Raw genomic sequence first — 13,573 nt, forward strand, 5'->3', positions numbered from 1 at the left:
AATTCCAGTGCTCGGGCCCTTGGATGTGGAGTCAGTGTCCATCTGCCGTCTGCGGCTACCTGGCAGCCGGAGCAAGGATGGTGAGCCCGTTCCACCCCGTTCCGATCCGCGTGGGCGATCCCCAGGACCGGTTCTGGCCGACAGGGTAGTAGCGCAATTCGCCGATCGTCGTGCGGGCGATGATTCCGGAGGAACCGGATCCGGCAAATTCGCGGATTGCCCCGAAACTCGAAATGACATTCCAGCCCGTTCCAACGACGTCCGATGATTCCTGGAAAAAGGCGCCGCTGCCATTGGAGCGGTACAGCTTCAAGTCGCCCGACGGTGTCTTGGCAAGGAGGTCAGCATTCGAATCCTTATCGAAATCCATTTGCGCAATATCCAGGTCGCTCCAGCCAGTCCCGATCTGAACTCCGCCTGCCACAGTCTTGCCGGACGGGTTGCTGAACTGGAACAACCGGCCATTGGCGTCGTAGCCCACGATGCCAGGGTACGTGTCGGACTTCTTCCATGAACCAACGGTGAGGGTCCAGCCCTTCCAGCTGGTTCCAAGGCTCATGGGAGACCCGAATCCGCTGCCATTTCGGCCGGGGTACACGTTCAATCGTCCATCGGACCATTGGGCGACGATGTCCAAGGCTCCGTCGCCGTTCCAGTCGGTGAGGAACCCCGCCGTGAGTCCAGCCCAACCTGTACCTACGAGATCCGAGGGAAGCAGCGCCGTCGTGCCTGTTGCGGGGTAGCGATAGAGGTTGCCGTCGGAGCGTACCGCAAGGACATCGGGTTCATCGATGCCGAGCGTGGTTTCCACGTCAAGCGGTGCGCCGCTGATCAGGACCGCATCGTTCCAGCCCAACCCGATCAGGCTGCGGTTGCCCCATGAACCGGCGACGGCCGGGTAGTAGAACAGATCCCCATTTTCGGCACGGGCGTGCAGGCCTTGCGAGCCGGCGCCATGGAAGTTGGTGGCTGAGCTGACCGCTGTCATTGAGCCCCAGCCTGTTCCGATGATGCGGCTGGACTCGGACAGGAATGAACCAAGGCCGTTGGACCGGTAGAGGCGAAGAGTGCCGTCCGAAGTGCGCGACACAATGTCCTGGCTGCCGTCGCCGTCAAAATCGATCTGGTTCAACTGATGGCCGCTGAACCCTGTACCGATCAGGACGCCGTTGCCGAGGGCACCACCGGCGGTGTTCGCGTAGCGGTACAAGTTGCCTTGGGAATCCTGTCCGATGACGCCCGGGTAAGCGTCCTTGGAGTTCCACCAGCCGGTGGTCAGCGACATTTCATGCCAGCCTGAGCCGACTTGCAGGGGCCCTGAGAAGCCCCCTCCCGGCGCGCCCCGGTAGACCTTCAGGGTTCCATCGGTCCATTGGGAGAGGATGTCCTGCACGCCGTCCTGGTTCCAGTCCACCACGTACAGGGACTTGGCGTTGCCCCACCCGGTGCCGATGGAAACAGGACCCGTGATCTTGCCGTTACCTGCGGCAGGAAATTTATCCAGCCGCCCCGTGGAGTCGGTGGTGAGAATATCGGCCGAGGATCTGATGGAGGGGCTTGACGGCCACGCGGCGCCTCGGGCAAAGGTCCTTAGCTGGTCATAGCTTCCATTGAAGATGTTCGAGTCACCGGCGAATGGGCCTGTGCTGCTGTACTGCCACATGGAGTAATTGGCCCAACTGACCGGCATTGAGCCCGGGGTATTCGTCGGGTTGTTCCAGTACGAGGCGATCCAGAGGGGGTAGCTGCCGAAAGTACTGTTTCCCACGCACGTGTTCCACCAATCTGTGGTGCTGTAGATCACCGGGAAGCGGCCTGTCAGCGCCTTGACGGTGTCGCCAAAGTCCGCCGCCCACTGGCCGAGCTGCGCCTTGGTCATGTCATAGCATGTGTTGCCGAAATAGAAACCGTTGATGGTGCGTCCGGCGTAGGGGTTGTATTCGATATCCAGAACAGGGGGCAGCGTGTACCCGTCGGCGCTCCAGTCGCCGCCGTTGGCCACAAAGTACCGTGCCTGGTCGGCGCCCGATGACCAATTGGGAATCGCGAAGTGGTAAGCGCCACGAACCATACCCACGCTGCGTGAACCGTCATACTGCTGGGCGTAGTTTTCGTTGAGGTAGTAGTTGCCTTCAGAAGCCTTGACGTAGGCCCACCGGGATCCTTGGTTCCATTGGCTCTGCCAATTCACGTTGCCCTGATGCGCGCTGACGTCTTGCCCTTGGATTCCGATGGTCGGGCGCCAGTGATCGGGATCCGTTGCCGTGGGCACCAGTGTCCGGACAGGACTGCCGACTGCGCGTGCGCCGGCGGGGGCGGAAGATGTCACATCCTGCTTTTCAGCCAGCACCCGGGGGGAGCGCTGACCCATTTCTGCGCCGCCCGCAGGAATTGATGCCCGCATCGCGGCCTTCATGGACTCTGCATCCGGGGCGTTTCCTGGCATGGCCTTTGTTGTCGACCCGCTGGCTTCGGTCGTCGTGGCAGGCTCGGGGACGGGCCCGACGGCGGGCACCGGCTCGGTTGCGGGAAGCGGCTCTTGGGGGGAGGCCCCGGTGCCGCCCGTCGGAGGGGCATCCGGGTGGGCAGGGACTGAATCGCTGGATGCGGGGTTCGTGAATTCCCCGGCACTGCCAGACTGGGATGTCACGGGAGATGGAGCCGGTCTGGGGCCCGAGGACTCAGCCCACGCCGGCGTACCGAGCACGGAACCGGCAATGAGGGCAACAGTCAGTGCGAGACCCGTCCTGGTCAGCGGGATGCGGCGGACCGGGTTATCCGAATTCTTAGTCATATCCAATTCCGGCCCTGTACCGCGGGGTCAGCGGCACATGGTGGTGGCTTGCGGACAAGCTCCGGGGCGGGCGCCTGCGCATGGGACCAAAGGCCAGCTCCTATCGGGCTTTACCCTAACATTCCGCGTCAGGAGTGACTAGTGGGACTGGTGTTACAGAGGAGGTGCGGATTGCCTGAGTTATCCACAGGCCTCCGTTATCGACTTTGAAGGGCAGGCGGGCCTCATTTAGCGTGAGCATTCGAGATTCATCTCTCGATTACCGGGGTGTTCTGATCAATGGGGGAAGCATGGATGCTGTAACGATCGTGGAACAGGAGGTCCGCGAGCTGATCCGGCGACGAGGGCTGGACCCTTTGGAGCAGGTGGTCGAGGTTCGGCGCTTGGTGGATGACGCCGTGAACGACTACGACGAACGCTCACTCCTGGGTCCGCTGCCGCCGTTGGGCCCGCTCGAAAACGCGCGTCAGCATGTCTTTGATGCGGTGGCCGGCTTCGGCCCCCTTCAACCACTCCTGGATGATCCCGCCATTGAAGAAGTATGGCTCAATGCGCCTCATGAAATATACGTAGCAAGGAACGGCGAATCCGAGCTGACGGCAATCAACCTCACAGAGCAGCAGGTCCGCGATCTCGTCGAGCGGATGCTCAAGAGGTCTGGTCGACGGTTGGACCTGTCCTCGCCGTTCGTGGATGCGGCGCTTCCGGACGGATCCCGGTTGCACGTCGCCATCCCGGACGTCACCAGAAAGCATTGGGCCGTCAATATCAGGAAGTTTGTGGCCAGGGCGAGCCGCCTGGAGCATCTGGTGGAGTTGGGAGCGCTAACTCCACAGGCCGCCCGCTTCCTCGGTGCAGCTGTGGCCAGCGGACTCAACATCCTGGTGTCCGGCGCCACGCAAGCAGGCAAGACCACCATGTTGAACTGCCTGGCAGCAAGCATCGGTTCGCGGGAGCGCGTCGTCACCGTGGAGGAGATCTTCGAACTGCAACTGCCACTCAGGGACGTCGTCGGCCTTCAGTGTCGGCAGCCAAACCTGGAGGGCGAAGGCGGGATTCCCTTGCGCCGCCTCGTCAAGGAGGCGCTTCGTATGCGCCCGGACCGCTTGGTGGTGGGCGAAGTACGGGAAGCAGAAAGCCTCGACATGCTCATCGCCTTGAACTCAGGTCTCCCAGGAATGTGCACAGTGCACGCAAACTCGGCGCAGGATGCCGTCACCAAGATCTGCACGTTGCCGCTGCTCGCCGGCTCGAACATATCAAGTGCCTTCGTAGTTCCCACGGTGGCCTCGTGCATTGACCTGGTGGTCCACTGCAGCCGCCACTCCACGGGTCGGAGGCAAGTCACCGAGGTGCTTTCCCTTGGCCGGCGTGTTGAGAACGGAATCATCGAGTCCTCGGCCGTGTTCGGGATGATTGAAGGACAATTGCAGCCCAAGGCCAATTCCATGCCGGCAGCAGGGAAGTTTGCGCGAGCGGGATTCGACGTAGCGGCGCTCCTGGAGTCGAACTGATGGCGCCGCTCCTGGGAACCTTGTGCGGAGTTGGCGTCTTCCTCGTCTGGTGGTCGGCCTGGGAGCAGCCCCCGACCGTTGCAAGGGAGCCGAAGCCGAAACGCCTGGACCTGCTCCTTATGGCCGCTGGAATCGAGAATGTTTCCGGCGCCGGCCTCGTGCTCACTTGCGCCGGAGTGGGGCTCGTCATCCTGCTCGGCTTTATGGTGCTTACTGCTGCACTGCCGGTCTCCCTTTGTTTCGGTCTTTTCGGTGCATGGCTTCCTTTTGTGGTGGTTCGCAGGAGGGCGCGCAGGCGACGCGCAACTTTGCGCCAACTGTGGCCCGACGTCGTGGACCACTTGCGGTCTGCCATTCGGGCCGGTCTGTCACTGCCTGAGGCGCTGATCCAACTCGGCCACAAAGGACCTGAGGAGCTGCGAGCGCTCTTTCTGGACTTCGGTGCGGACTATCGATCGGGTGGACAGTTTGAGGCTGCCCTTAACAGGCTCAAAGAGCGACTGGCGGACCCCGTGGCCGACAGGATTATTGAAGCACTTCGGATGACACGCGAAGTTGGCGGTTCGGACCTTGGCCGGATGTTGGGCACGCTGGCCGACTTCCTGAGGGACAGCGCCCGGACGCGGAGTGAGCTCGAAGCCCGTCAGTCCTGGACGGTCAACGCAGCGCGACTCGCAGTCGCCGCGCCCTGGATCGTCCTGGTGGTCATGGCGGGCCGGCCCGAGGCGATGCTTGCCTACAACTCCGGAATGGGAGCCCTCGTGCTGCTCGCTGGCGTGCTGGTGTCCGCGTTCTGCTATTCGGCCATGCTTCGCATTGGAGCCCTGCCAGAGGACGAACGGGTCCTTCGGTGAGCGCAACAACTGCGCTCGCAGTAATCTGTGGGCTGGCCTTGGGCGCCGGAGCATGGCTGATTCTGGTCCGTTTGCCTTTCATGCGCGCCAGATCGTTTGCGGATCGACTGGAGCCACAGCTCAAGTCGCACAACCTGGAATCGCGTCTTCTCCGGGCGCCAAGCCACAACCTCACTCCATTTGGTCCGCTGGAGCGAATACTCCGGCCACTTGTGCACGACTGGATTGGCTACCTGTCGCACCTTAACGTTGGTTCGGCTGCCATTGGCAGAAGACTGGCACGCGCAGGTTCGAGCAAGACCACCATGGACTTCAGGGCGGAGCAACTCCTGTGGGCTTCGGGCGGGTTCCTCCTTTCACTCCTCATGGTTGCGATCAGCGCGGCTGCAGGACGCTTCAACCCTGCCTTGTCGCTGGTTGCCGTGGCTGGTGGCGCGTTGGGTGGCTACCTGCTCCGGGACCATGTCCTCGGCCGGAGAATCAAGCGGCGGGAACAGGCGATGCTGGCCGAGTTCCCAAGCCTTGCAGAACTCATGGCGCTCGCGGTCGCCGCGGGGGAGAGCGCCATGGGTGCCATGGACAGGGTGTGCCGCAGCGCCAGCGGAGAGCTCTCGCAGGAGTTTGCAAGTGTCCTTGCGCACGCGAGGTCGGGAAAGCCTCTTGCCGAGGCCCTTCAGGAGCTTTCGTCGCGGACGGAATTGCCGCCACTGGTCCGCTTCGTTGACGGAATGGTGGTGGCTGTAGAACGCGGGACGCCGTTGGCGGATGTCCTCCGCGCCCAGGCCGCCGACGTTCGCGACGCCGCCAAACGCGAACTGATGGAATCCGCGGGACGGAAGGAGATAGCCATGATGGTGCCGCTGGTGTTCGGTGTCCTCCCACTCACCGTCGTCTTCGCGGCGTTCCCGGCAATTACGGCCTTGGAAATGAGCCTCTGAGTCTGAGATGGCTCCTATAGCAGTAACGGACACACCACGGACCACATAACAACCACTAGAGATATTGGGGTAGAACCATGAAGCGAATTGCACGTCGGTCGATTGCTGTAACCAGGCTGTTCCTCTTTTCCGGCCTCTTGATTGGCGGGGCCGACCGGCAGGCGGCCGTGCCGGATCATGATCGCGAGCGTGGTGACGTTCCGGGTTGGGTGATGATTACTTTAATGTCCGCAATTTTAGTTGCCGGACTTCTCGCCATCGCATCTCCTGCGCTGAAGGATCTCTTCGATCAAGCCATGGCCAAGGTGGGCAGCTAGTCGATGCTGCCAGGTGGGAGGTTCAAGCACCTGCGGAGGCTCTCTTGCTGCAGAGTCCGCCAGGATGAACGTGGGGCGGCCGTGGTGGATTTCGTTTTGGTCGGGGCACTCCTGACGCTGTTCTTCATGGCGATAGTCCAGCTGACGTTGATCCTGCACGTCCGTAACACCCTGATTGATGCGGCGGCGTCCGGGGCGCGCCTCGGGTCGCTGGCAGATCGCACGCCTCTGGACGCCAAGGAGAGATCGGCCGAGCTCATCAGAGGAGCCCTGAACATGGACTTTGCCCAGGACATATCTACCGCAGAGGTTACAAGGGACGGAGTCATCACGTTGGAGGTCACTATCAGGGCGCCCATCCCGGTCATGGGGTTGATAGGCCCATCCGGCGTGATGGAGGTGAAAGGTCATGCAGTGTTGCAGGGTTAAGGCATCGGGCTCAGTGGAGGAGCGGCTTGATGTGGCGGCGTGTAGGAAGGGTAGGCGATCGCCTCTGGTGGGGGGAAGCGGTGACGGACCTGAAACGGACGACTCCGAGCGTGGCAGTGCGGTGGTGGAATTCACTTTCCTGGCGCTGCTGCTGATGGTTCCGGTGGTCTACTTCGTAGTGACCATCGCCCAAATCCAGGCTGGCTCATTCGCGGTGGTCGGGGCAGCGGATCAGGCGGCAAAAGTATTCGTCGTTCAGCCTGACGCTGAGAGGGCCAGGGCTGCAGCGGAGCAGGCTGTGGTTGTGGCGTTGGCGGACTTTGGCCATGGAAGGGACGAAGCCGCCGTGGAAATCGTGTGTAACCGAGACGATTGTTTATCAGCTGGTGCGGTGGTCACTGCGACCGTTCGGCTCACCGTGCCGCTGCCGATGGTGCCTTTCGGCGAGGCGCTTCACTTGGAGGCCAGTCGCTTGCACGCCTCTTCAAGTCAGGTCGTGGGGCGTTTCCGTTGATGAAACGCACCGTGATGTGGAACGAGGAACACGCCGATCCGGGCCAAGAACAAGGGCAGGTCACAGTGCTCATTGTGGGCTATGTTGTCCTTGCCCTTCTCCTGGCCGCCACGGTGATGGCAGTCTCCGCGGTTTATCTGGAACACAAGAAGTTACTCTCGTTGGCTGACGGGGCGGTGGCTGCCGCCGTGGATTCGTACAGCGTTGGGAGTATCGATGACGGCGCCGCAATGCCATCGCCAACGCTCATCGACGGACGTGTACGTAGCGTGGCGGAAGAGTATTTGTTGGACTGCGGGGCCTTCGGGGCGCACGATCGCCTGACCGTCTCGGCCCTCACTGGGAGTCCTGACAGCGGCACGGCCGTGGTGGTCCTCAGTGCCGTCGCCCATCCGCCGGTGATCAGCTTCCTTCTGCCGGATGGCGTTGCTCTTGAGGCGAGGTCAACTGCGAGGTCACGGTTGACGCAATGATGGTGTCCGCTGACGCAATGATGACGGCCCAGTCGGGGGAGTGCGGCGGATAGCGTACGCTGGAATGACCATGGCTGAGATTGATTTTCCCGCAGAAATCCGCGCGCTTCGCGCCACTTACAACTCCATCGAGAACGTCAGCGATGTAGAGGCACTGAAGGCTGAGATCGCAGATCTGAGCCAGCAAGCCGGAGCGCCGGACCTCTGGGACGACCCCGCTTCCGCCCAGGTTGTCACTTCCCGGCTGTCCCACCGTCAGTCGGAGCTCGAGCGCCTCTCCAAGCTCACGGCACGCATCGACGACCTCGAAGTCTTGGTGGAGCTTGGCCAGGATGAAGGCGATGAAGCCTCGATGGCAGAAGCTGCGAAGGAACTCGCCTCGATCCGCAAGGCGCTGGCTGAGCTTGAGGTAGTCACGCTCCTTTCCGGTGAGTACGACGAACGCGAGGCCGTGGTCACTATCCGGGCCGGAGCCGGCGGCGTCGATGCAGCAGACTTTGCCGAGATGCTGATGCGTATGTACTTGCGTTGGGCTGAGCGGCACGGCTACCCAACCACTGTGATGGATACTTCCTATGCAGAAGAAGCCGGTCTGAAATCCGCTACTTTTGAAGTCAAGGCCCCTTACGCTTTCGGGACGCTCAGTGTGGAAGCCGGCACGCACCGGCTCGTCCGCATCAGCCCGTTCGACAACCAAGGACGACGCCAGACGTCGTTCGCCGCGGTTGAGGTTATCCCACTCATCGAACAGACCGACTCCATTGAAATACCGGACAATGAGATCCGCGTTGACGTCTTCCGTTCCTCAGGACCGGGCGGACAGTCGGTGAACACCACGGACTCCGCGGTGCGCCTCACCCACATTCCCTCAGGCATCGTGGTGTCCATGCAGAACGAGAAGTCGCAGCTGCAGAACCGTGCTGCGGCCATGCGCGTGCTCCAGTCCAGGCTGCTGCTCCTTAAAAAGGAACAGCAGGATGCTGAGAAGAAAGCCCTCGCCGGCGACGTCAAGGCCTCTTGGGGAGACCAGATGCGCTCCTACGTTCTGAACCCGTACCAGATGGTTAAGGACCTGCGTACAGAGCACGAAGTCGGTAATACGTCGGCTGTGCTCGATGGCGACATTGACGATTTCATTGATGCCGGAATCCGGTGGCGGACCGGCAACAGAAATGCGGCCGCCCAAGACTAGTCCGCCCGAACAGGTCTGCCCACGGCACGGTTTCGGCGACACGCCCCGGAAACCGCCGGAATAGAGGGCAGTCCGTGCGTATAGTCAAGGAGCCGGTGCTCTCACTTCCCCGATCGAAAGCCCGCGCTCCGGCTGTTGGACTGGGCGACTCAGTCATGTCCGGCGGGGTTCCAAAAGGGCCATGATCAGATTTGAGAATGTCACCAAGGTCTACGAGCAGAATGCCCGACCGGCGCTCGATTCTGTCAGCCTTGAGATCAATCGCGGTGAATTCACCTTCCTTGTAGGGGCTTCCGGCTCCGGCAAGTCGACATTCCTGCGGCTGATCCTGAAAGAGGACAAAGCCTCTTCCGGATCCGTCTATGTGGCCGGCCAGAACGTGGCCAACATTTCGAGTTGGCGCGTGCCGAAGCTTCGGCGCGGCATCGGCGTCGTCTTCCAGGACTTCCGCCTGCTCCCGCAGAAGAATGTCTTCGCCAACGTCGCTTTCGCCATGCAGGTGATTGGCAAAAGCCGTTCCATTATCCGGGAAACTGTCCCTGAAGTCCTGAAGACGGTAGGTCTTGAAGGCAAGGAACGCCGTATGCCGCACGAACTTTCCGGTGGCGAGCAGCAGCGCGTCGCTATCGCGCGCGCCGTGGTCAACCGTCCCGGCATCCTGCTTGCCGATGAGCCGACCGGCAACCTGGACCCCATCACCTCGATGGGCATCATGGGTGTCCTGGACAAGATCAACCAGAATGGCACCACTGTGGTCATGGCTACCCACGACGACGACATCGTCAACGAAATGCGCCGACGCGTCGTGGAGCTCAAGAACGGCAAGGTCATCCGTGACGAAGCCAAGGCACTTTATACCTCGATGATTCCGGTAGTTGGCGAATCCCGGAGACTCAAAGATGCCAGCGGGGAAGAACTCGATCGCGCGCAGGGGGCCCAGCTGTGAGGCTTCTGTTCATTCTGGGGGAAATCGGCAGCGGGCTGCGCCGCAACCTGTCCATGGTGATTTCCGTGGTGTTGGTGACTTTTGTATCCCTGACGTTTGTTGGTGCTGCAGGCATGTTGCAAATGCAGATCAACCAGATGAAGGGCTACTGGTACGACAAAGTCCAGGTTGCCGTTTTCCTCTGCAATGACGGTTCCACCGCCGTGGGTTGCGCTTCGGGTCCTGCCACGAAGGAACAACAGGACAACCTCCAAGCCATGCTGGAGTCTCCGGCCGTTAAGCAATACATCAATGACTTCCAGTTTGAATCCCAGGCTGAGGCCTACAAGCACTTCAAGGAGCAGTTCTCCAACTCGCCGATCGTTGATTCGGTCACTGAAGACCAACTTCCCGCATCCTTCCGGATCAATATGAAGAACCCGGAGAAGTACCAGATCATCAGCGAGACTTTTTCCTCCCAGCCCGGAGTAGAGACGGTCAGTGATCAACGTCAGGTTCTTGAACGGATCTTCTCCTGGATGAACGGAGCCTCGGTGGCGGCCATGGGCGTCGCGGCGGTGATGATCTTCTGTGCGGTCCTCCTCATCACGACGACGATCCGGCTTTCCGCGTTCAGTCGACGTCGGGAGACCGGAATTATGCGCTTGGTGGGCGCATCCAAGACTGTCATTCAACTGCCCTTCATCCTGGAGGGCGTTATCGCAGCCGTTGTCGGCGCCCTCCTGGCATCGGTGACGTTGTGGCTGATGGCGCACTTCTGGCTCAATGGCGACTTGTCGCGGCAGTTCCTCAACACCCCGTTCATCTCCTCCACCCAGGTGCTGGTGATCGCCCCGGTCCTGATTGCGCTCGGAGGCGGGCTCGCGGGAATCTCCTCGCTGTTGACACTACGGCGTTATCTCAAGGTCTAGGCCCGCATCATGACCATCTCGAAGCACAGTGCTGACAAGCGAAAAGGACTTCCTATGACCACGCTGGACCCGAACTCACTGCGCCGGCGCTTCGCGTCCGGCCAAGCTCGGATTCTTGGTGCCGTCATAGCGGTGGGCCTTGCAGTCAGCCTTGTCGCCGCGGCTCCGGTGGTTCCGTTGGCACATGCCGACAACCTGGATGACCAACAGGCTGCGTTGGAGGCCGAAGCCGCGCGGGTGCAGGCTTCGCTTGAGTTCGTGGACTCCAAGATCGCCAAGGCGGCCGGCGACCTCGTGATCTATCAGGGTCGGCTCCCTGGCGCGCAGCAGGCGCTGCTTGAGGCACAAGGTCGGGTTGCCAGCGCCGTGAAGGAAGTCGAGGCACTCGCTGCCCGCGTTGAGCTGGCCCAGCAGAACAAAGCCAAGATCACCGAGCAGCTTGAGACAGATAAACAGAAGATCACTGACACCAAGAAACTGATCGGACAGATTGCCTCCCAGGCCTACAAATCCGGCGGTGTTCCCACCAATATCGCCCTTCTGTTCGGCTCTAACGAGTCAGGCAACCTGACCGAGTCCATGGACCTCGCGGACCAGGCCATGCGAAGCCAAAACGCTGCCATGACCAAGTTGACCCAGCAGAATGCCACCAACGTGAACTCGCAGGCGAGGCTTGCCGCCGTCGAGGAGGAAATCCAGGACCTCAAGGCCAAAGCCGACGCCGCACTTGAAAGGGAGAAGGCAGCACGCGACGAAGCTGCAAGCAAGAAGGCTGAGGTCGACAAGCTTATTGAGGACACCACACGCCTCAACGGGCAGCTTCAGGCTGCCAAACCCGGCATTGAAGCAGATTTGGCCCGTGTGAAGTCCGAGCAGGATTCCGTGGCTGCGGAAATTGTGGAGCGGGACCGTAAACTTCGGGAAGCGTGGGAGGCTGAACAGCGCAGGCTCGCAGCAGAGGCCGCTGCCGCTGCTGCAGCGGCGGCCGCTGCCCAGGGAAGGCCGGCACCACCCGAAACTCCGTACGTGCCCCCTGTTGGTTCCCCTTCAGCCTTCGGGCTGCGCCACCCATTCGCCAGCTACGTGCCCATTACGTCCGGATTCGGATGGCGGGCTACCCCTCCCGGCACCATCGATTTCTATGGCACCGGTGGTTATATGCACACGGGCATCGACTTCGGTGCAGCCTGCGGAACTCCTGTTTACGCGGCCGCGGCAGGCACGGTCTTCAACTCGGGCTGGAACTCCGCCGACGGTGGCGGTTGGCGTGTCAAGCTCTCCCATGGCGTGGTCCAGGGCAACTCGTTGACCACCATTTACTACCACAACAGCAGCATCGTAGTGGCGAACGGCCAACAGGTGTCTGCGGGACAGCTCATCGCGTACTCGGGAAGCACGGGTAACTCGACGGGTTGCCATGCCCACTTCGAAACCTGGCTCAACGGCGCCGCCGTCGATCCCATGACCCTCCTCTAGTGCGCAGGGCCGGGACGGCTCTGGCGTACACTAGTTGAAATCCGTATCTAACAAGGAGTTCTACCGTGCCCAAGGAAAGTGGCCGTAAGGTAGTGGCCACCAATCGGAAGGCCCGGCATGACTACCATGTCCTGGATACCTATGAGGCCGGCATTGCCCTGATGGGTACCGAAGTGAAGTCCCTCCGTGAGGGCCATGCCTCCATGGTCGATGGGTTCTGCACTTTCTACAACGATGAGTTGTGGATGGAAGGTATCCATATACCTGAGTACAACCAGGGCAGTTGGACCAACCATGCCGCACGCCGCCGTCGCAAACTCTTGCTGCACCGGGACGAGCTGGACAAGATCTCACACAAGATCCGTGAGTCCGGGTTCACTGTGGTGCCACTGCAGCTTTACTTCCTGGATGGCCGGGCCAAAGTGGAAATTGCCATCGCCCGGGGTAAGAAGGACTACGACAAGCGGCAGACCCTGCGCGAGCAGCAAGACAAGCGCGAGTCGCTGCGGGAGTTGCGGGAGCGCAACCGCCGCTAGCGGTTGTCGCCAGTGAAAGGCGCGGTGTGTCCCGGGAATGCGCGGGTGCGCACATGCGTTATGATGAATAGTCCAGCAGGGATTTCGAGTGATCGATCCGCCTGCTGGGTTGGTAACAAAATACGGGGATGATCGGTTTCGACGATGTTAGTCGCGACAGGTGAAGCGGGCCGAGGATGCAGAATTATCTCGTAAACGCTGTCTGCAAACCAATAAGTGCCGAATCTAAGCGCACTGACTTCGCTCTCGCTGCCTAAGCAGTAAGACAGTCCGTCAGCCCGGGATTGCTATCGTCCCGGTTCCTGGCGTCATTTAGATAGCCACTGCTGTTTGCCTTCGTCACCGAGGTAAACGGGACTCTTAGATGACTGGGCCCGGATCAGCCGCCTGTTTGCAGGACGGCTGGGGCCAAGAAAATCCGACGCAAACTGCGCCCGGAGAAGCCCTGACAAAACGACATCGGACGGGGGTTCAATTCCCCCCATCTCCACCCGTAAAAAGCACCCTGGTCTTCGGACCGGGGTGCTTTTTCGTATCCCGCGGTAATGGTGGTTCAGTCCCAGTCCCGCCAACGTCCGCGAGAGTTCACCCACGGCGTAGGGGATCGTGGACTAGTTGCATCGCACTGCCCGTTGTACAGGGTAAGCACGATGCCGCTCAACCGGGCGGTGTGCCCGTG

Annotated in this window: 13 protein-coding genes and 1 other RNA gene; 13 read left to right on the forward strand and 1 reads right to left on the reverse strand. The window is 61.1% G+C overall.

What is annotated here, in order from left to right; translation table 11 throughout:
• Positions 1–55 precede the first annotated feature (55 nt).
• Positions 56–2,794, reverse strand: coding sequence for a GH25 family lysozyme (locus ACIQC5_RS03440; protein WP_400278424.1), 2,739 nt, complete (start codon positions 2,792–2,794; stop codon positions 56–58).
• A 290-nt stretch (positions 2,795–3,084) separates the two neighbouring features.
• Here ACIQC5_RS03440 and ACIQC5_RS03445 point away from each other — a divergent pair, with 290 nt between their 5' ends.
• The 13 genes from ACIQC5_RS03445 (at position 3,085) to ssrA (ending at position 13,387) form a co-directional block, all read left to right on the forward strand.
• Positions 3,085–4,308, forward strand: coding sequence for a CpaF family protein (locus ACIQC5_RS03445; protein WP_400278426.1), 1,224 nt, complete (start codon positions 3,085–3,087; stop codon positions 4,306–4,308).
• A complete protein-coding gene (locus tag ACIQC5_RS03450) occupies positions 4,308–5,162 on the forward strand; it encodes a type II secretion system F family protein (protein WP_400278427.1) in 855 nt (284 codons plus the stop codon). Before ACIQC5_RS03445 ends, ACIQC5_RS03450 begins: the two co-directional genes overlap by 1 nt.
• Positions 5,159–6,100 (forward strand): type II secretion system F family protein, encoded by a 942-nt coding sequence (locus ACIQC5_RS03455; protein ID WP_400278428.1) that lies wholly within the window; start codon positions 5,159–5,161, stop codon positions 6,098–6,100. The genes ACIQC5_RS03450 and ACIQC5_RS03455 overlap by 4 nt, the downstream gene beginning before the upstream one ends.
• Before the next feature lie 77 nt (positions 6,101–6,177).
• Complete coding sequence (locus tag ACIQC5_RS03460; RefSeq protein WP_400278429.1) at positions 6,178–6,417, forward strand: hypothetical protein; 240 nt, start codon at positions 6,178–6,180, stop codon at positions 6,415–6,417.
• A gap of 81 nt (positions 6,418–6,498) precedes the next feature.
• A complete protein-coding gene (locus ACIQC5_RS03465; RefSeq protein ID WP_400278431.1) occupies positions 6,499–6,846 on the forward strand; it encodes a TadE/TadG family type IV pilus assembly protein in 348 nt (115 codons plus the stop codon).
• Between the two features lie 67 nt (positions 6,847–6,913).
• A complete protein-coding gene (locus tag ACIQC5_RS03470) occupies positions 6,914–7,360 on the forward strand; it encodes a hypothetical protein (protein WP_400278432.1) in 447 nt (148 codons plus the stop codon).
• Positions 7,360–7,833, forward strand: coding sequence for a pilus assembly protein TadG-related protein (locus ACIQC5_RS03475; RefSeq protein ID WP_400278433.1), 474 nt, complete (start codon positions 7,360–7,362; stop codon positions 7,831–7,833). The genes ACIQC5_RS03470 and ACIQC5_RS03475 overlap by 1 nt, the downstream gene beginning before the upstream one ends.
• Positions 7,834–7,903: 70 nt before the next feature.
• Positions 7,904–9,025, forward strand: a complete 1,122-nt coding sequence (prfB, locus tag ACIQC5_RS03480) for a peptide chain release factor 2 (protein ID WP_400278435.1) — start codon at positions 7,904–7,906, stop codon at positions 9,023–9,025.
• 181 nt (positions 9,026–9,206) lie between these two features.
• On the forward strand, positions 9,207–9,971 hold the full coding sequence (gene ftsE, locus ACIQC5_RS03485) for a cell division ATP-binding protein FtsE (protein WP_377670897.1): 765 nt from the start codon (positions 9,207–9,209) through the stop codon (positions 9,969–9,971).
• The gene (ftsX, locus tag ACIQC5_RS03490; RefSeq protein WP_400278436.1) at positions 9,968–10,882 is read left to right on the forward strand and encodes a permease-like cell division protein FtsX; all 915 of its coding nucleotides are present in this window, start codon (positions 9,968–9,970) and stop codon (positions 10,880–10,882) included. Before ftsE ends, ftsX begins: the two co-directional genes overlap by 4 nt.
• Positions 10,883–10,936: 54 nt before the next feature.
• Positions 10,937–12,358, forward strand: coding sequence for a peptidoglycan DD-metalloendopeptidase family protein (locus ACIQC5_RS03495; protein ID WP_400278437.1), 1,422 nt, complete (start codon positions 10,937–10,939; stop codon positions 12,356–12,358).
• A 65-nt stretch (positions 12,359–12,423) separates the two neighbouring features.
• Positions 12,424–12,894: an SsrA-binding protein SmpB gene (gene smpB, locus ACIQC5_RS03500; RefSeq protein WP_400278439.1), complete on the forward strand. Its 471-nt coding sequence runs from the start codon at positions 12,424–12,426 to the stop codon at positions 12,892–12,894.
• 124 nt (positions 12,895–13,018) lie between these two features.
• Positions 13,019–13,387, forward strand: a transfer-messenger RNA (tmRNA) gene (gene ssrA, locus ACIQC5_RS03505).
• Positions 13,388–13,573 lie beyond the last annotated feature (186 nt).

Origin of the sequence: Paenarthrobacter sp. NPDC092416 (genome assembly GCF_044755025.1) — a bacterium.
In the GTDB taxonomy this organism is placed as follows: Bacteria; Actinomycetota; Actinomycetes; order Actinomycetales; family Micrococcaceae; genus Arthrobacter.